Genomic DNA, 17,464 nt, shown 5'->3' with positions numbered 1-17,464 from the left:
CTCATCCCCCTGCCGGGACCTTCTCCCCGCCTGCGGGGAGAAGGACGCCATTCTCGAGCATCGGACCCAAAAGCGGAAATTCGGCTTTCGGTCATTCCAACGTTGCATCACGTTCTTTGCGCACCCGGGTGACACAGGGCTATCCAATGGGAAGGCGCTGACTTCGAAGCCCCCTTCTCCCCGTGCACGGGGAGAAGGTGAGGATGAGGGGCGAGCGCCGACGCATCAGAAAATCACGCCACCATCAACACACGAACGAAACCCGCCGCCCGCCGCCATAGGCCGCCACAAGCCGGGCGTCCAGCAGACGCGATGCAACATCCCCGCCCGGTTCCGTCGTCACGTCGGCAAGCACGCGCCCGTAATACTTGCCGCCACTGATATCGCTGATCCAGACGGAACCTTCTGCCAGCAAGCGGTCGAGCACCGCACGCGCCTTACGTGCTGCCGCTTTTTCAGCAGCGCAGCGGCTTCGCATTTCGGGTGCATCGACGCCGCGAATGCGCACGCTCACCGTGATGCGCTGCCCCGGCCAGACATGCGCCTCGGCAACAAATGTATCTCCGTCGATCACGCGAACGACACGCGCTTCGACCGGACCCGAGATCATCTCTCTGCGCGCTGCAACGGCAGCGGGCTGTGCGCTCAGCAGAACGGCAAGCACAAGTGTGGCAATCGGTTTGGGATGCAGAACGGGCATATAAGGAATATATTCCTCTAATGCGTTTCGCGCAACCCATATCAGAAGTCGGTGGCGATGCCCTTCACTTCCCAGTCGCCATAGCGGGCGGGATCCTGTCCGCCGCGCCCGCCAAGCTCCTTCGGGGCCTTCGCGGCCTCTGCCGCATAGGCCCTGCGCCTTTCCTCAGCTTCCGCCAGCGCGCGCCTTGCCGCAGGCGTCAGCGCCTTCTTCGGCTGCTCTTCCTGTCTGTCCGTCTCGTCTTTCACGGCGAATTCCTCTCGAAAACGGGGAAATATTGAATACACGAACCGCGTTCCCCATCATATAAGCGATTGGTCGCGCGTTCGAAAATGCCCGGCGCAGCCTCATTCTGGAGCTTGAGACGACGATGAACTTGATACGCACCGCGATGCTCTTGGCCCTCATGACGGCGCTCTTCATGGGCGTGGGCTATCTGATCGGGGGCACCGGCGGCATGATGATCGCATTCCTGATCGCGGCGGGCATGAATCTGTTCAGCTACTGGAACGCCGACAAGATGGTGCTCCGGATGCACAACGCCGTCGAGGTGGATGAGCGTAACGCGCCGGAATATTTCGGCATCGTGCGCGATCTGGCTGCCCGCGCCGGCCTTCCCATGCCGCGTGTCTATCTCATCCAGAACGACCAGCCCAACGCCTTCGCCACCGGCCGCAACCCGCAGAACGCGGCGGTCGCCGCCACCACCGGCCTGCTCGACCGGCTGAGCTATGAGGAAGTGGCGGGCGTCATGGCGCACGAGCTTGCCCATGTCCAGAACCGCGACACGCTCACCATGACCATCACCGCGACGCTGGCCGGCGCGATCTCCATGCTCGGCAATTTCGCGTTCTTTTTCGGCGGTAACCGCGACAACAACAATCCACTCGGCTTCATCGGCGTTCTTGTGGCGATGATCGTCGCACCGCTCGCCGCCATGATGGTGCAGATGGCCATCAGCCGTACACGCGAATATTCGGCCGACCGGCGGGGCGCGGAGATCTGCGGCAACCCGCTGTGGCTCGCTTCCGCGCTCGACAAGATCGCCCGGCGGGCAAAGCAGGTGGTCAACCAGGATGCCGAGCGCAATCCAGCCACCGCGCACATGTTCATCATCAACCCGCTCTCGGGCGAGCGCATGGACAATCTGTTCTCCACCCACCCCGATACGGACAACCGCATCGCCGCCCTTCAGGCATTGGCCGGCGAAATGCGCGCGACGCCTGAGCCGCAGCCCCGTGAGGAGAACCACGGTCCATGGGGAGCGCGGACCGAAGCGCCCGAACCCCGGCCCCAACCCAAATCCGAGTCCAAATCCGAGCCCCGCTGGGGCCGTGACGCCAAAGGGCGCAAAGGCCCGTGGTCGTGAGCCGCCCCACTGCGCGCCGCGCCACCCCCGAGCCCCTCGACAAACCCGGTCTTGAAACCCGCCGCGTGGCCACAAAGCTGCTCGCCGCCGTGGTGGATGCCCACGCCTCGCTCGACGGTCTCACCGACCCCGCCCACGGCCAGCCCAATTTCCGCGCGCTCGATGCGCGGGACCGCTCGCTCGTCCGCGCCATCCTGATGAGCGCGCTCCGCCACCGCAGCACCATCGAGGCCCTGCTTTCCCGCCGCCTGGAGCGTCCCCTGCCCGCCAACGCCCGCGCCCTCTCGCACGCGCTGCATGTGGCGGCGGCGCAGATCCTCTTCCTCGACGTGCCCGACAGCGCCGCGGTCGACCTCGCCGTCACCCAGGCAAAAAACGACCCGCGTCTTGCCCGGTTTTCAGGCCTCGTCAACGGCGTTCTTCGCAATCTGATCCGCGTCAAGGCACGCGCGCTCCCCGCCGCCCTTGCCCAGACGCGTGAAGCGCCCAAGTGGTTTGCCGCGCGGCTGGAAGCGGCCTATGGCGTGGAAAAGACCGCCGCCATCCTCGCCATGCACCGGCTGGAACCGCCGGTGGACTTCACCGTCAGGCAAGACCCGCAACGCTGGGCCGAGGCGCTGGGCGGCATCGTCCTGCCCACCGGAACGGTACGCATCGCAAAGCTTGAGGCCGGCGTCGACACGCTCCCGGGCTTCGAGGAAGGCGCATGGTGGGTGCAGGACGCAGCCGCCAGCCTGCCCGCGAAACTGCTCGGCAACATCGCCGGCACGCGCGTGGCCGATCTCTGCGCCGCCCCCGGTGGCAAGACCGCACAGCTCATCCATGCCGGCGCGGCTGTCACCGCAGTCGACCTTTCGAAAAGCCGGCTGAAACGCCTTGCCGAAAACCTGAAGCGACTTCGCCTAGAAGCGCAGATCGTCGAATCCGACATCCGCAAATTCGAGCCAGAAACCCCGTTCGATGCCATCCTCATCGATGCCCCCTGCTCCTCCACCGGCACGGTGCGGCGGCATCCGGATGTGCCGTGGACCAAGACACCGGAAGACATCGAGAAACTGGCCGCCCTCCAGCGCGCGCTTCTCGACCATGCGGTAACGCTGGTCAGACCCGGCGGGCGGATCGTCTTTTCCAACTGCTCGCTCGACCCCGCCGAAGGCGAGGCGATGCTCAACGCGTTTCTAACCGAAACCTCAAAGGTCTCGCTCGATCCCATAAAGCCGGACGAGCTGCCGGGCATCAGCACCTTCGTCACGCCGGAAGGTTTCCTGCGCACGACGCCTGCCGACAGGCTTGGTGAGGAACCACTCGCACAGGGGCTCGACGGCTTCTTCGCCGCCCGTCTGATACGCGAGCCCTGAGCTGGTCCTGCCATCTGTGCGCGCTGATATATTTCAACTTCGCACAAATCCTTGAATCATTTAGACTCTCGCCTGATTTGGGGTCACGGAAAGAAAAGTCGGTCGTTGGATCAAGCACGGGGACACTCCCCCCACGAGCTGTGGGGCCTTGTTGCGCGGCAGGCATGGGCGCGCCTGCGGCGACGCCTGCGCGCGGGCCCGTCCTATCGCTGGCGCTATTCCGGGCGCACGCCTGAACGCGTGTTGATCGCCCCGCCGGACCTACGCATTGCAGATCCCCAGGTCGCGCGCGACATCTATCACGGCCAGTTCCTGCTTGCGGGCCAGCTTGTCGAGACGCGCGGCCAGTCACCCTTCCGCGCTCCTGTCAACGACCTCCCATGGCAGGATGCCCTGCACAGTTTTCGCTGGCTGCGCCACATGCGCGCCGCCCAGAGCGACCTCGCCTCGGCCAATGCCCGAGCTTTGGTGGAAGAATGGATGGCGCTCTACGGCAGGCGCGTCTCCGGCATGCCGTGGGAGCCGGGCACCACCGCCCGGCGCCTCATCGCATGGCTTCAGCATTCCTCCGTCGTGCTGCAGGGCGCCGAGCTTCCGTTCTATCGCCAGTTCCTGAAAATGCTCGCCGTGCAGATGCGCTATCTGCGCACAAACGCCCGCGAAATGCCTGATGGCGAAGACCGGCTGCGCGCCCGCATCGCGCTGGCATTCTGCGCCCTGTCGCTGCCGGCACCCGCCACCGCGGTCAAGGCCGCCAGCCGCAATCTTGCCCAGGAACTTGACCGGCAGATACTCGCCGACGGCGGCCATGTCTCGCGCAATCCACGCGCGATCATGGAACTTCTGACCGACCTTCTGCCGCTCAGGCAGACCTATACCAATCAGGCGGAGCAACCCCCGCAGGCACTCATCGACGCCGTCGAGCGCATGCTGCCGGCACTGCGCTTCTTCCGTCACCGCGATGGTTCCATCGCCCGTTTCAACGGCATGGGCATCACCCAGCACGACAGTGTCGCCGCCATCCTGCGCTATGATGATACCGGCGGCGCACCGCTTCTGCATGCACCGCATTCGGGCTATGAGCGTCTGGCGCTGGGCGCCACCACGGTCATTGCCGACACGGCGCCGCCACCACCGGCCGACCTTTCTCATTTCGCCCATGCGGGCTGCCTGTCTTTCGAAATGTCGTCCGGCCGCCATCAGTTTGTGGTCAACAGCGGCATCGACAATTACGGCGACGACAGCTACCGACCGCTTGCGCGCACCACGGCGGCGCACTCCACCGTCACGCTCAACGACACGTCGCAGGCCCGCTTCAGCCTCTCCCCGAAATGGAGCGACCTGATCGGCACGCCGTTGATCGGCGGACCCCGCAAGGTCGAATGCCTGCGCGACGATGGCGCGGGCGTCCACCGCTTCACCGCCAGCCACAATGGCTATGTCTCGCGGTTCGGCCTGATACATGAGCGCGCCCTCTCCCTTTCCGAAGAAGGCGCGGTGCTTGAAGGCATCGACCGTATCGTCCGGCCCGACGGATCTCCTTCAACGGCAGTCGGCGACGATGCGGTGGCCGTGCGCTTCCACATCCATCCCGACATCGACATCTACCGCGACCCCGAAGGCCGCCACATTCTGGCGGGCGAGGCCACCGACACCTGGCTCTTCACTGTCGAGGGCATCGTTCCCGTGGTTGAGGAATCGATCTTCTTCGCAGGCCTTGGCGGCCCCCGCAGGAGCCGCCAGATCGTTCTCTACACAACGGCCTCCGAGCATCCAGAGATCCGATGGCGGCTCCGCAGGACGCACGCCATAAACGGCAACGGCTAGATCGGCCCAGATTGGGCGTGGTTCGACAAGCTCACCATGAGGGTGGTGGTGGCTGGCAAACCCGCCCCACGGATTGTCGACCCATTCCGCAGCACCTTGAAGCAGCATCCCCGCCCCTCATGGTAAGCTTGTCGAACCACGCACCACGCACCACGTCAATGCTGCAAAGCCTGCTCAATCACCCCACATGATCAGGCCAGATCAAAGCCCGGCAAACGCCGCGATCTCGTCGACAATCGCCTCGTGAACTGCCGCCCGATCGGTCCCTTCGGGATCGTCACAAACCGGGTCGTCCTTTTCCGCGGCGAGCATCGCTGCCCCTTCCGCCTTGCACTTAGCAAGGAAGGTGAAGTGATGCGCAGGCGCAATTGTCTTCAGCACCGCAGACGGCAGCTTTTCGGCCAGGTCGCTCCCGTCCGGCCCCACATCCGCAGCCTTGAACAGATGGGTCCGACCGAGATTGATGAGCAGCACCGGCATGTCGGTCCGGGCGACGCTTTCCGGCGTCGCCGCATAGGTCATGCCAGGGTCGATGGCGATTGCCTGTCCGATGCGATCATCGCGCAGCGCCGCGCCGAACCCTTCGGGAAGCGCCTCGAGATCGACGCCTCCCTTGGCGAAGAACACGCAGTCCTGACCTTCGTCCCCGATCCATGCGCAATAGGCAGCATACGCATCAGGGTCGAAGCGCAGCCCGGCAAGGTTCAGCGCCGTGGCGCCGCCAAGCGAAAAGCCAAGCGAGGCAATGCGCGAACGATCCACGTGATCGGCAAACGCAGGCTCATCGAGCAGCGCGTCGAGTGCAGCGCTGAGGTCGCCCGCCCGCTCATCGAGCCGCACCGAGCGGCGCGGAGAAGAATCGCCCGACGTGCTGCCTGGATGATTGACCGCCAGCACCATCGCGCCGCGCATCGCCAGCGCCGAGGAAAGCCAGGAGATGGCGTCCATGTTGCCGCCAGAGCCATGCGAGAGCACGAAGAGCGGGAAACGTCCGTCCGCCACCGCAGCACCGACATAGGCCGAAGAGCCCTGAAAAACGGCATTGTCGCCCACCAGTCCGCGATAGGTCGCCGTACCTGCCGGATACCACACCGAGGCAGCCAGAACCGATGGGCGGTGATCCGCCTTCACCGTAAACCGGTCAAAGCCGGCATAGGGTTCAGCCATGGCTGCGCCCGTCAGGCCCATGCCGATGAGAAAAGCAGAAAGCAGTTTTTTCATATCCGTCATTCTTTCATCTGGATGACGCCAATCTGCTCAACCCGCGCTCTGCCCGCGTCCTAAAACCGGTTTCAGGTCGCGCCGAACCGGTTTTCGAACCAGGTGTTTTTGCAGATGTTGCCACCGTCTGGTGGTGATGCCACAACCCAGACTCTTGCAGGAAACATGCAGACGCCATTCATGCTGGTCCTTCCCATTCCAACAATCGTCGCACTCGTTCTCGGTGCGTTCCTGATCCGGATCGCCATTTCCGGCGAGCGCGCGCCATTCCTGATGGCACTGCTTGCCGCCTGCGCGCTGCAAAGCCTGATCGTTTCGCTGCGCCAGCATTATGGCATCGGCGCACTTCTGCCCCTTCAGCCCGTCACCGCCACTTTCGTGCCGCCGCTCACCTGGCTCGCTTTCCAGACGGCCTCGTTCCGGCCATTCTCACTGCCACGCGATCTTATGCACCTGGCAGCACCTGCCTTCGCGGCTTTCTGCGTCGTATCCGCGCCCGGTACGCTCGATACGGTGGTGCCGGCAATCTTCGTTCTCTATGGTCTCGCCATTCTTGTGAAGCTGCACCGCAGCGGCGATGACCTGCCTCTGGCACGGCTTGAGGCCGGACGCCTTCCAGCCCGAATCTGGGGTGGCATCGGCCTCGCCCTCATCCTGTCGGCGCTCAGCGACGCGCTCATCGCGCTCGCCATCATGACCGGCCAGACCGGGCTGCCGCCAGTCATTGTCAGCGTCTTTTCGTCGGCCGCACTGCTTGCCATCGGATTGCTCAGCATTTCACCCAATGCCATGGGTGAGACGGAGGCGGAATCCCCGCCGCAAAGTCCCCACCCCAGCGAGGAAGATGCCCATCTCGTCCAGCGGCTCGATGCGCTCCTTCAGACCGACACGCTCTATCTCGATCCCGCACTCACCCTTGCCCGGCTCGCCCGGCGATTGCATGTACCGGCGAAGCAGCTCTCCTCCGCCATCAATCTGGTCAGTGGCGAAAACGTTTCGCGCTACATCAACCGGCATCGCATTCATCACGCCTGCCGCGCACTGGAAGATGGCACCAATGTCACCGAAGCCATGCTTTCAAGCGGCTTCAACACCAAATCCAATTTCAACCGCGAGTTCCGGCGCATCACCGGAACAACGCCGCGCGAATGGCGGCCGGAAGCCGGCAATCAGAGATAGCTGCGCACAACCGAACCGATGGCGAAAGCCGCAAAGGCCAGCAGGACCACACCGGAAATGCGCGACACCCACCGCGACAGGCTTTCAGGCAACCGTGCGCGCGCCAGCGCCACGCCGCCGCTCAGAATGAACCACCAGAGAAGTGAGCCGAGAAAGACGCCGGTCACCACGACCAGCGCATCGGCGGGGTGCGGCGTGTCCGCCAGCCCGAGACCGGCAAACATGGCCGCAAAGGCCAGAATGGTCATCGGATTGGTGATTGTCAGGAAGAACGTGGCGGCGGCGGTTCCGAAGAGATCGCTTGCCCGTGCCTCGGCAGCCGCCCGCAAAGGTGCCGGCGAAAAGCTCTTCCATCCGAGCCACGCCAGAAACGCACCGCCGGCAAGCTTGAGCGGCACGTCGACCACCGCAAGGGCCGCCGCAAACGCTGCAAAACCGATGGCCGCCAGCGCCGCATAGACGGCATCGGCAAGTGCCGTGCCCAGACCGCCGGCAACACCGGCCCACAGCCCGTGCTCCAGCGTCCTGTTCACGCACAATGCGCCGATCGGCCCGAGCGGCGCCGCCACCGCCAGCCCAAGCAGCAGGCTTTTGCCGAAGAGCAGCGCGTCCAAATCGTCAGCCCTTCTCGACCGGCGCGAAGGACCCTGGCTCCACCGTCGACAGGGCGACGACGGACTCGCTGCGGGCCAGAAAGCCATGTTTCTTCATGTCTTCCAGCACGCTTTCCACATCGGCGAGCGAAGGCACCCGCGCCTTGATCAGATAGGACCACGGCCCCGTCACGTGGTGGCATTCCTCCACCGCCTTGTGGGCCGCGGCAAACACCCGGAATGCCTCTTCATTGACGTTTTGCACCAGCGACACCCAGATGAAGACGAGCACCGGGCAGCCCAGCGCCGCCGGGTCGGCATCCACCGTGAACCGCCGGATAACACCGCTGGCCGAAAGCCGGCGAATGCGCTCATTGACCGCGGATGCGGAAAGCCCCACCACGCCACCAATATCGGCGAGCGAACGGCGTGCGTCCTCGGCCAAAAGGGTCACGATTTTATGGTCGATTTGATCCATGACAATCTTCCTGCAAATCCATTAACCGGACAATTTGCAGAAGAAAGGCAGATAGTCAATAAAATATGCGGTGAAAATATAGAAACGCCGCAAAAATTAGCAAGGCACTTCTTAAAGCACATCCGGGTTCCCTGATTGCCACAGGCGGCCGCTCTTGTCGAGTAAGCCAGTTGCCATGCGCGATATGAGACCATTGCCTCCACCGGCGGTTCGACTGGTGCTGTCTCAACGCTCCCGGCGGAACCAGAAGGCATCGTCGATCCGTCCCATGCCGATGCGTTCGTAAAAGCCCACCGCTTCCGGCACAGACGCCAGCATGAGGCCAACGTCAGGGCCAAGCTGGCGACGTGTCTCGTCAATCAGGCCCTGGCCGATCCCCAGCCCCTGCGCGTTCGAGGAGACGGCGAGATCGGAAAGGTAGGCGCACCAGGAAAAGTCGGTCACGGAGCGGGCAACACCCACCAGCGGTCTACCCTCCACATTGCGGCGCGCCGTCACGATGAGACCGGCGCCGGCGATCATGCGCCGAAGCCGCGCTTCATCATCGATCGGGCGGATCGCGCCCAGCCCGGACTCACGCAGCACCCGGCCGAACTCGACGGCTTCAAGGTCCGGTTCACACGCATAAAGGATTTCTGGTTTCTCGCTCATGCCCGGCACCAATGCCCTTTTGCGCGGCCGATGCAAGCCTGTTTCGCCGCCAAAAGCGGCAATAGCCCGCCGCCAAGCTTGATTTGCATCCCGCCTGCCGGTACGTCCCCCACATCCTTTCCCAAAGCCGGAGCCGCCTCGCATGTCCGTTGCCGCCAAGAACATTCCCGCACCCGATCTCGTTCCCGTCCGCCGTGCGCTTCTGTCGGTCTCCGACAAGAGCGGCATTGTCGATTTCGCCCGCGCGCTCTCAGGCCGCAATGTCGAGATCGTCTCCACCGGCGGCACGTCCAAGACGCTCTCCGGCGAGGGTATCCCCGTGCGCGACGTTTCGGAGCTGACCGGCTTCCCCGAGATCATGGACGGGCGCGTGAAGACGCTGCATCCGGGCGTCCATGGCGGCCTGCTCGGCATTCGCGACGATGCCGACCATGCGGGCGCGATGAAAGAGCACGACATCGCGGCCATCGACCTTCTGGTCATCAATCTCTACCCGTTCGAAGAGGTGCGCTTCGGCGGCGGCGATTATGCGACCACGGTCGAGAACATCGATATCGGCGGTCCGGCCATGCTGCGCGCGGCAGCCAAGAACCACGCCTATGTGGCCGTGGTCACGGAGCCGGCCGACTATGCCCGCATCCTCGAGGCGCTTGCCGAAAACGATGGTGCGCTGCCCTACAGCCTGCGTCAGGAGCTGGCCGCCAAGGCCTTTGCCCGCACCGCAGCCTACGACGCGGCCATCTCCGGCTGGTTCGCTGAAACGCTCGCGGTCGACGCACCGGATTTCCGCGCCGTCGGCGGCAGGCTCAAGGAAGTGATGCGCTACGGCGAGAACCCGCACCAGAAGGCAGGTTTCTACGTCACCGGCGAAAGCCGCCCCGGCGTCGCCACCGCGACCCAGCTTCAGGGCAAGCAGCTTTCCTACAACAACATCAACGACACGGACGCCGCCTTCGAACTCGTCTCCGAGTTCTCGCCCGAGCGTTCCGCCGCCGTCGCCATCATCAAGCACGCCAATCCGTGTGGCGTGGCCGAGGGCGCGACGCTGCGCGAAGCCTATGAGAAGGCGCTCGCCTGCGACCCCGTCTCCGCGTTCGGCGGCATCGTGGCGCTCAACCGCCCGCTCGACGCGGAAGCGGCCACCGAGATCGTCAAGATATTCACCGAGGTCATCATCGCGCCCGACGCGACCGAAGAGGCCCGCGCCATCGTCGCCGCCAAGAAGAACCTGCGCCTGCTCGTCACCGGCGGCCTTGCCGACCCGCGCGCACCCGGCCTTGCCGTCAAGACCGTTGCCGGCGGCCTGCTGGTCCAGTCGCGCGACAATGGCGTGGTCGACGATCTAGACCTGAAGGTCGTGACCAAGCGCGCGCCGAGCGAGAAGGAAATGGCCGATCTCGTCTTCGCCTTCCGCGTCGCCAAACACGTGAAATCGAACGCCATCGTCTATGTGCGCGATGGCGCGACGGTGGGCGTGGGGGCCGGCCAGATGAGCCGTGTCGATTCCGCCCGCATCGCCGCACGCAAGGCGGAAGACGCAGCCGAAGCTTCCGGCAATGCCGAGCCGTTGACCAAGGGCTCGGTCGTCGCCTCCGACGCCTTCTTCCCCTTCGCCGACGGCCTTCTCTCCGCCGTGGAAGCCGGTGCCACCGCCGTCATCCAGCCGGGCGGCTCCATGCGCGACGACGAGGTCATCGCCGCCGCCGACGAGCATGGCATCGCCATGGTCATGACCGGTATGCGCCACTTCCGTCACTGACGCAGGCTGTGCAAAGGATCAGGAGGCGCTCGCCTCCTGATGCCGGCTCTTCACGAAGGGCAGAAGCACCAGCCCGATGAGAAACAGCACCAGGATCGGCGTCACGCCAAGCCGCTGCGCGTCCTCGACCGAGAAACCAAAGGCTTCCGAGGCGAAATACCCGGTGGCGATTGCGATGGCGAACGGCCCGATAAAGGTCGTAGCCTTGCCGGAAAGCGCGTAGAGCCCGAAGGCTTCCGTCACCCGTTCGCGCGATACCTGATCCACCAGCAGCGTGCGCGACGCCGCCTGTATCGACCCGCCGGCAGCCCCGATGAAGGCCCCCGCCACGAAGAAGGCAATGTCCGGCAGGCTGCTTGCCCCAGCCCCGCTGATCTGCATGAAAAGAAGCTCCTCACGCGTGGTGGAAATCACCAGCAGCGCGCACAGCGTGAGCACCAGGATGGACACGCTCACCACCAGCTTCGGCCCGAAGCGCCCGTCCATGCGCCCGCCGAGCCATGCGCCGAGTGCGCCGGTGACATTGGCCAGAATCCCGAACAGCCCGATCTGCGTGATCGACCAGGAAAGCACGCCCGCCGCATAGATACCGCCAAAGGCATAGAGCGCGTTGAGCGCATCGCGGTAGAACATGGACGAGAGCAAAAAACTGAAATAGCTGCGCTCGCCCGGCAGCCGCTTCAGCGTGGCGCCGAGACGCGCCATCCCTTCGCGGATCGCCCCCGTCGCTGCCCTGCGGCGCGGCGCATCGGGCGTGAAGAGGAACATCGGCAGCACGAAAAGCGCATACCACAAGCCGGTCAATGGCCCCGCCGCCCGGTCACCCTCACGCGCCGCCGCATCGAGCCCGAAGATCGGCTCCAGCCCCAGAAGCGTGCGGCCCGTATCGGGCTGTGCCGCCATGAAACCGAGCACCAGCACCAGCGATAAGAGCCCGCCGACATAACCCAGCCCCCAGGCTGAACCCGAAAGCCGCCCCAGCTCCGAGCGCGGCACGAGATCGGGCATCATCGCATTGTTGAATACGGCGGCGAATTCCATGCCAAACACGGCGAGCGCCACGGCAAGCAGAACGAGCCCCATATGCCCGCCGCCCGGTGTGGCGAACCACAGCGATGTGCAGGCCAGAACGCCAATCACCGAGAACACGAAGATCCACGGCTTGCGCGGCCCCGTCGCATCGGCAATCGCGCCAAGAACCGGCGAGGAAAGCGCGATGGCAAGCCCGCCAATGCCCGTGGCGAACCCCCACAATTCCTGCCCCCGCGCCGCATCGGGCGCGACGGCAGAGGCGAAATAGGGCGCGAAGACAAAGGTGATGATAAGCGTGTGAAAGGGCTGCTGTGCCCAGTCGAAGAACATCCAGCCCCAGATGCCGCGGCGGGGCACGGTTCCGTGCTCCGCCGGTGGCATGTTCATCCCGGCGTCTTCCGGCGCCCCGGCGAGATCAGACACTCAGATCGCTCATCAGACCGGACGCAACGGTGAGGCGCGAAACGCTGATCTCACCGCCCTCCACGAGAGACTGCAGCCTGTCGCGGACCCGCACCACGTGTTCGCCGCCGGCCTCGACCCACCTTTCGGCCGGATCGTCCTCCTTGCCGTATTCGGTAAGGGCGGCGATTGTCATGCCGCGTCGCGCCGCGCTGATCATGTCGGTCGCGCGGAACAGCGCCAGCCCGTCATAATAGTCCGAAGGCACGATCGTGTGCGCCGCGTCCTCGATGCGCCCGATGCGGAACGCGTCGGTAACACCGAAGAAGGCTTTCGCGGCCTTTTCCAGAGGCGCACCCGCTTTCTCCGCCACAAGCTCGATATCCGGCACCATCTCCGCAACGGAAAGGAAGGCGAGCTTCTTCGCCAGATCCTCCGGCGCCCCAAGCGCCACGAGCTGCCCCCGCCGGCTCTCCAGACGCTCGCGCATGAAGGCCGGCAGCATCGGCATGAGCTTGCCTTCCAGCGCCTTGCGCGCCGCCTGCAGCCGGTCGATCCGCGCGCCGACCGTTTCCTTTTCGCCATCGTTCTTGAGCTGCCAGGACGTCGCCGAATAGATCAGCCGCCAGACGATCTGATAGAGATCGAGCTGCGCCATGCCGTCGATTCTGTTGTCCAGCGCATCGATGGCCTTGTAGATCCTGCGCAGTTCAAATCCCTCACGCACCACGGCAAAGGCGGCAACGATGTCGGCTGCCGGTCGGCCTGTCAGATCCTGCAGCCGCGTGACGAAGCTCGGCCCGCCGCGGTTGATCACGTCATTGGCCAGTTCCGTGGCAATGATCTCGCGCTTCAGCCGGTGCGAACGGATTTCTTTCTCGTACTTCTTCGCCATGCGGCTCGGGAAATAGGCGAAAAGGTCTTCCTCCAGATGGGGGGCGTCCGGCACCTTGCTGGCGACGATCTCGTCGAAGAGCACGATCTTCGCATAGGCAAGCAGCACGCCCACTTCCGCACGCGTCAGCGGCTCGCCCCGGCTTTCCCGATCCGCCAGTTCCTGCGGCCCGGGCAGGAACTCGACCGCCCGGTCGAGCAGCCCGCGCTGTTCGAGCAGGGTCATCATGCGCGCCTGATGCGGCATTTCCGGCATACCACGCTTCTGAACCTGCGAGATGGCCAGCGTCTGCTGGTAGTTGTTGGCAAGAACCAGCCCGGCGACTTCATCCGTCATCTCGGCCAGAAGCTTGTCGCGCGCCGGTCGTTCCAGCGCGCCCGAGCGCATCGCCGCCGCCAGCGCGATCTTGATATTCACCTCCACGTCGGAGGAGTTCACGCCGGCCGAGTTGTCGATGGCGTCGGAGTTGCAGCGCCCGCCATTCAGGCCGAACTCGATGCGCGCAAGCTGCGTCATGCCAAGATTGGCGCCCTCGCCAATCACCTTGGCACCCACCTCCCGCGCGGTCACGCGGATCGCATCATTGGCCCGGTCGCCCACCTCCTGATTGCTTTCGGTGTGGGAGCGCACATAGGTGCCGATGCCGCCGAACCAGAGGAGATCGACCGGTGCTCGCAGGATCGCCATCATGATCTCGGTTGGCGAGGCCGTGGTCTTGCCAAGCCCGATGGCCTCGGCTGCCGCCTTGCTGAGCGTGATGGACTTCTGCGCGCGCGAAACGATGATGCCGCCCTTGGAGAGCTTGCTCGTATCGTAGTCCTGCCAGCTCGAGCGCCCCATGTCGAAAAGACGCTTGCGCTCTGCATAAGAGACAGCCGGATCCGGATCGGGGTCGATGAAGATGTCGCGGTGGTCGAAAGCGGCCACCACCTTCGTGCAGGTAGAAAGCAGCATGCCGTTGCCGAACACATCGCCCGACATGTCGCCCACGCCCACGGCGGTGAACGGTTCCGTCTGAATATCGCGGTTCATCTCGCGGAAATGCCGCTTCACCGCCTCCCAGGCACCGCGTGCGGTGATGCCCATCTTCTTGTGGTCATAGCCCGCCGAGCCGCCGGAGGCGAAGGCGTCGTCGAGCCAGAAATCATGCGCCTGGCTGATCGCGTTGGCCGTGTCGGAGAAGGTCGCCGTGCCCTTGTCGGCCGCCACTACGAAATACGGATCGTTGCCATCGTGGCGCACCACGCCTTCTGGCGGAATGACCTTGTCCCCATCCAGATTGTCGGTCAGCGACAAAAGACTGGAGATGAAGTTGATATAGGCCGCGCGGCCTGCCTCGAACACCTCCTGCCGGCTGCCATTCTCCGGCAGGAGGCGCGGGTAGAAACCGCCCTTGGCACCCACCGGCACGATCACCGCATTCTTGACCTGCTGCGCCTTCACAAGGCCCAGCACCTCGGTGCGGTAGTCCTGCGCCCGGTCAGACCAGCGCAGGCCGCCGCGTGCCACCGGCCCAAAGCGAAGGTGAACACCCTCCACCTCCGGCCCGTAGACAAAAATCTCACGCCATGGGCGCGGCTGCGGCAGGCCGGTGATAGCGCGTGAATCGAATTTCAGCGCCAGCGAGCGAACGGTCTCATCCGCTTTCGGCCGGTAATGGTTGGTCCGCAGCGTCGCCTCGATCAGATTGAGGAAACGCCGGATGATCGTGTCATCGTCGAGATTGGGCACCGCATCGAGGTCTGTCTCGATGGCCGCCGTCAGCGCCGCCGCCTCTTCGCGCGCCTTTGCCTGTTCCGCCCGCTTGGGATCGAAGCGCAGCACGAAGAGCTCGAACAGCTTGCGCGCGATATGCGGATAGCGGTTCATCGTTGCCGCGATGAAGTCCTGGCTCTGGGGAATGCTGGCCTGATGCAGGAAGCGGCTATAGGCCCGCAGAATCGCAATCTCGTCGACGCGCAGACGCGCCGTCTGTGCAAGCGCATTGAGCCGGTCATCGTCGTGCTCCCTGCGCCAGACCGAAAGGAACAGCTCTTCGAACAGCGCGCCCCTGTCCGACAGGTCGATCGGTCCGTCGAATGCGTTTTCCAGCTCCATGTCGTGGATGAATATCTGTGCGCTCTCTTCATCGTCGGCATCGCCGATCTCGAAAGTGCGCTCGCTGATCACGCGGAAGCCCATGTTTTCCAGAAGCGGCACACGCTCGGTGAGCGGGACCGGCGTGCCGTGATGATAGATTTTCAGCGCCGCCTGCGTTTCGTTCTGGTCTTCATGGCGGTGAAAATCGATGGCGATCGGGTTGTCGGCAGACAGCTTCGCCATACGCTCGGCATCGATCAACGCCGTTTCGGCGGAGAAACCGTTGCGGTAGCTCTCGGGAAAGGCCGCTGCCACGCCCGCAAACCTGCGGTCTGCGCCGGTCTCTTCAAGCGCTTCCTGCAACGCATCGTCCCAGGTCCGCACGATCTTGAGAATACCGGCTTCCAGCGTCTCCGTATCGATGCGCGGCGTCTTGCCGCCGGAACGGCCGATGATGAAATGAACACGCGCCAGCGTCCCTTCGGGGAAGGCCGGGTAGTAGGCCGAAACGCGCCCCTTGAAGACGGTCTTGAGGTAGTTTCCGATCTCGATGCGGACCTGCGAATCGTAACGGTCGCGCGGCACGAAGACGATCACGGAGACGAAACGGTCGAACTGGTCGATACGGTAGAGCGCCCGGACACGGGGCCGCTCTCCCAGCGCCAGTATGGCCTCGGCATGTTTGCGTAGGATCGGCAGGCCGATCTGGAAAAGCTCGTCGCGCGGATAGGATTCCAGCACATTGATGAGCGCCTTGCCCGAATGGTCGGTGGGCGCAAAACCGGACTTCGTGATCACCGCCTCGGCCTTGGAGCGCAGATACGGGATCTTCATCACCGAACGGGTGTAGGCGGTGGAGGTGAACAGGCCGACGATACGCAGTTCGCCAGTGAGCTTGCCCTTATCGTCAAAGGTCTTGATCCCGATATAGTCGAGATAGGCACGGCGATGGACAACCGACTTGGCATTCGCCTTGGTCACGATGAAGGGATCGGGACCATGGAGGAAGGCACGGATTTCCGGCGTCGTTGAGACCGCTTCCTTGCCACGGCGCAGGACAAGAACGTCGGGATCGGCCAGGATGCCGAGGCCCTTCTTGTTGGCACGCTCCAGCGTGCCGCTTTCCTCGCCGCCCGAATAGCGGAATTCACGCATGCCGAGGAACGTGAAATTGTCGTCACGTAGCCATTCCAGAAACGCGATGGCCTCCGCCACGGCATCCTTTTCGAGCGGCACCGGCGCATAACGCAGCTCGGTTATCTCCTGGTCGAGCCTGGCAAGCATCGGCTTCCAGTCAACAACGGCCGCGCGCACCTGCTTCAGGGTCGCGTTGAGGCGCGTCTCCAGATCCGCGCTCTGCTCGTCGGAAAGCTTCGGCAGATGCACGTGGATCAGGCTGATCTTGTCCTCATCCGGGCCGACCTTGGTGCTCGCGGCATCGCCGATGATCGCATCCACGCCTTTCTTGCCGTGTTTGACGACCAGAACCGGATGCACAACCAGCGTCGCCTCGACACCGAAATCGCTGAGTTCACCCAGAACCGAATCGAACAGGAACGGCATGTTGTCGTTCACGACGGTCAAAAGGCTGACCGCACGACCCAAACGCTCGATCCCCGAAGCATTGTCCACCCGCACCACGCTGGTGCCGGGCTTGTGGACCTTGATCGCCGTGACCGCATCCTCGGCGGCACGCAGCAGCGCTGCCTCGTCATAGGGGCGCAGATCCTCCGCCGGTGTCCGCGCGCTGATGATCTCATGCAGGACCTTGCCCATCGGTCCGCCCTTTTTCGCGGTCTTGGAGGTCTTTGCTTTGGCTACCATGCCGAAAATCCCTGTTGGTTGACCAAACTGGCCCATCGTATTCAGACAAAAGCGGTTTGACGACCCGTCATTCCACCGTGCAGGCTGAATACAACCT

At 64.1% G+C, this 17,464-nt stretch carries 13 protein-coding genes; 5 read left to right on the top strand and 8 right to left on the bottom strand.

Annotated elements, in window-relative coordinates; translation table 11 throughout:
- Positions 1 to 244: 244 nt before the first annotated feature.
- Both AC07E3_RS03500 and AC07E3_RS03495 read right to left on the bottom strand, forming a co-directional pair.
- Positions 245 to 700, bottom strand: coding sequence for a thermonuclease family protein (locus AC07E3_RS03500; protein ID WP_336069917.1), 456 nt, complete (start codon positions 698 to 700; stop codon positions 245 to 247).
- 41 nt (positions 701 to 741) lie between these two features.
- Positions 742 to 948 (bottom strand): DUF1674 domain-containing protein, encoded by a 207-nt coding sequence (locus AC07E3_RS03495; RefSeq protein ID WP_336069915.1) that lies wholly within the window; start codon positions 946 to 948, stop codon positions 742 to 744.
- Positions 949 to 1,070: 122 nt separating this feature from the next.
- Here AC07E3_RS03495 and htpX point away from each other — a divergent pair, with 122 nt between their 5' ends.
- From htpX to AC07E3_RS03480, 3 genes are all read left to right on the top strand, one after another.
- Entirely contained in the window at positions 1,071 to 2,069 is a 999-nt protein-coding gene (gene htpX / locus AC07E3_RS03490) for a zinc metalloprotease HtpX (protein ID WP_336069912.1), read from the top strand.
- Positions 2,066 to 3,427, top strand: coding sequence for an RsmB/NOP family class I SAM-dependent RNA methyltransferase (locus tag AC07E3_RS03485; RefSeq protein ID WP_478360308.1), 1,362 nt, complete (start codon positions 2,066 to 2,068; stop codon positions 3,425 to 3,427). The genes htpX and AC07E3_RS03485 overlap by 4 nt, the downstream gene beginning before the upstream one ends.
- Positions 3,428 to 3,532: 105 nt before the next feature.
- Positions 3,533 to 5,254, top strand: coding sequence for a heparinase II/III family protein (locus tag AC07E3_RS03480; protein WP_478360307.1), 1,722 nt, complete (start codon positions 3,533 to 3,535; stop codon positions 5,252 to 5,254).
- Positions 5,255 to 5,455: 201 nt separating this feature from the next.
- On the opposite strand, the gene AC07E3_RS03475 is transcribed toward AC07E3_RS03480, so the two are convergent.
- The gene (locus tag AC07E3_RS03475) at positions 5,456 to 6,484 is read right to left on the bottom strand and encodes an alpha/beta hydrolase family protein (protein ID WP_478360306.1); all 1,029 of its coding nucleotides are present in this window, start codon (positions 6,482 to 6,484) and stop codon (positions 5,456 to 5,458) included.
- Positions 6,485 to 6,640: 156 nt separating this feature from the next.
- Between AC07E3_RS03475 and AC07E3_RS03470 the strand changes: the two genes are divergently transcribed.
- Positions 6,641 to 7,654 carry an AraC family transcriptional regulator gene (locus tag AC07E3_RS03470; RefSeq protein WP_478360305.1) on the top strand — a complete coding sequence of 338 codons (1,014 nt, stop codon included), beginning with the start codon at positions 6,641 to 6,643 and terminating at the stop codon, positions 7,652 to 7,654.
- Here the strand turns inward: AC07E3_RS03470 and AC07E3_RS03465 are convergent.
- The 3 genes from AC07E3_RS03465 to AC07E3_RS03455 all read right to left on the bottom strand — a co-directional run bounded on the left by AC07E3_RS03465 (position 7,645) and on the right by AC07E3_RS03455 (position 9,376).
- The gene (locus AC07E3_RS03465; RefSeq protein ID WP_065816955.1) at positions 7,645 to 8,268 is read right to left on the bottom strand and encodes a LysE family translocator; all 624 of its coding nucleotides are present in this window, start codon (positions 8,266 to 8,268) and stop codon (positions 7,645 to 7,647) included. The genes AC07E3_RS03470 and AC07E3_RS03465 overlap by 10 nt on opposite strands.
- Positions 8,269 to 8,272: 4 nt before the next feature.
- Complete coding sequence (locus tag AC07E3_RS03460) at positions 8,273 to 8,725, bottom strand: Lrp/AsnC family transcriptional regulator (RefSeq protein ID WP_007008348.1); 453 nt, start codon at positions 8,723 to 8,725, stop codon at positions 8,273 to 8,275.
- Positions 8,726 to 8,950: 225 nt separating this feature from the next.
- Positions 8,951 to 9,376 (bottom strand): GNAT family N-acetyltransferase, encoded by a 426-nt coding sequence (locus tag AC07E3_RS03455; RefSeq protein WP_478360304.1) that lies wholly within the window; start codon positions 9,374 to 9,376, stop codon positions 8,951 to 8,953.
- Between the two features lie 142 nt (positions 9,377 to 9,518).
- On the opposite strand from AC07E3_RS03455, the gene purH reads away from it, so the two are divergent.
- On the top strand, positions 9,519 to 11,135 hold the full coding sequence (gene purH, locus AC07E3_RS03450) for a bifunctional phosphoribosylaminoimidazolecarboxamide formyltransferase/IMP cyclohydrolase (protein ID WP_478360303.1): 1,617 nt from the start codon (positions 9,519 to 9,521) through the stop codon (positions 11,133 to 11,135).
- Between the two features lie 18 nt (positions 11,136 to 11,153).
- Here the strand turns inward: purH and AC07E3_RS03445 are convergent, their stop codons facing one another.
- Positions 11,154 to 12,554 carry an MFS transporter gene (locus tag AC07E3_RS03445; protein WP_478360401.1) on the bottom strand — a complete coding sequence of 467 codons (1,401 nt, stop codon included), beginning with the start codon at positions 12,552 to 12,554 and terminating at the stop codon, positions 11,154 to 11,156.
- 28 nt (positions 12,555 to 12,582) lie between these two features.
- A complete protein-coding gene (locus AC07E3_RS03440; RefSeq protein ID WP_478360302.1) occupies positions 12,583 to 17,367 on the bottom strand; it encodes an NAD-glutamate dehydrogenase in 4,785 nt (1,594 codons plus the stop codon).
- Positions 17,368 to 17,464: the final 97 nt, after the last annotated feature.

It is taken from the genome of Nitratireductor lacus, from assembly GCF_056431025.1.
This window is presented reverse-complemented; position numbering and strand designations above follow the sequence as displayed.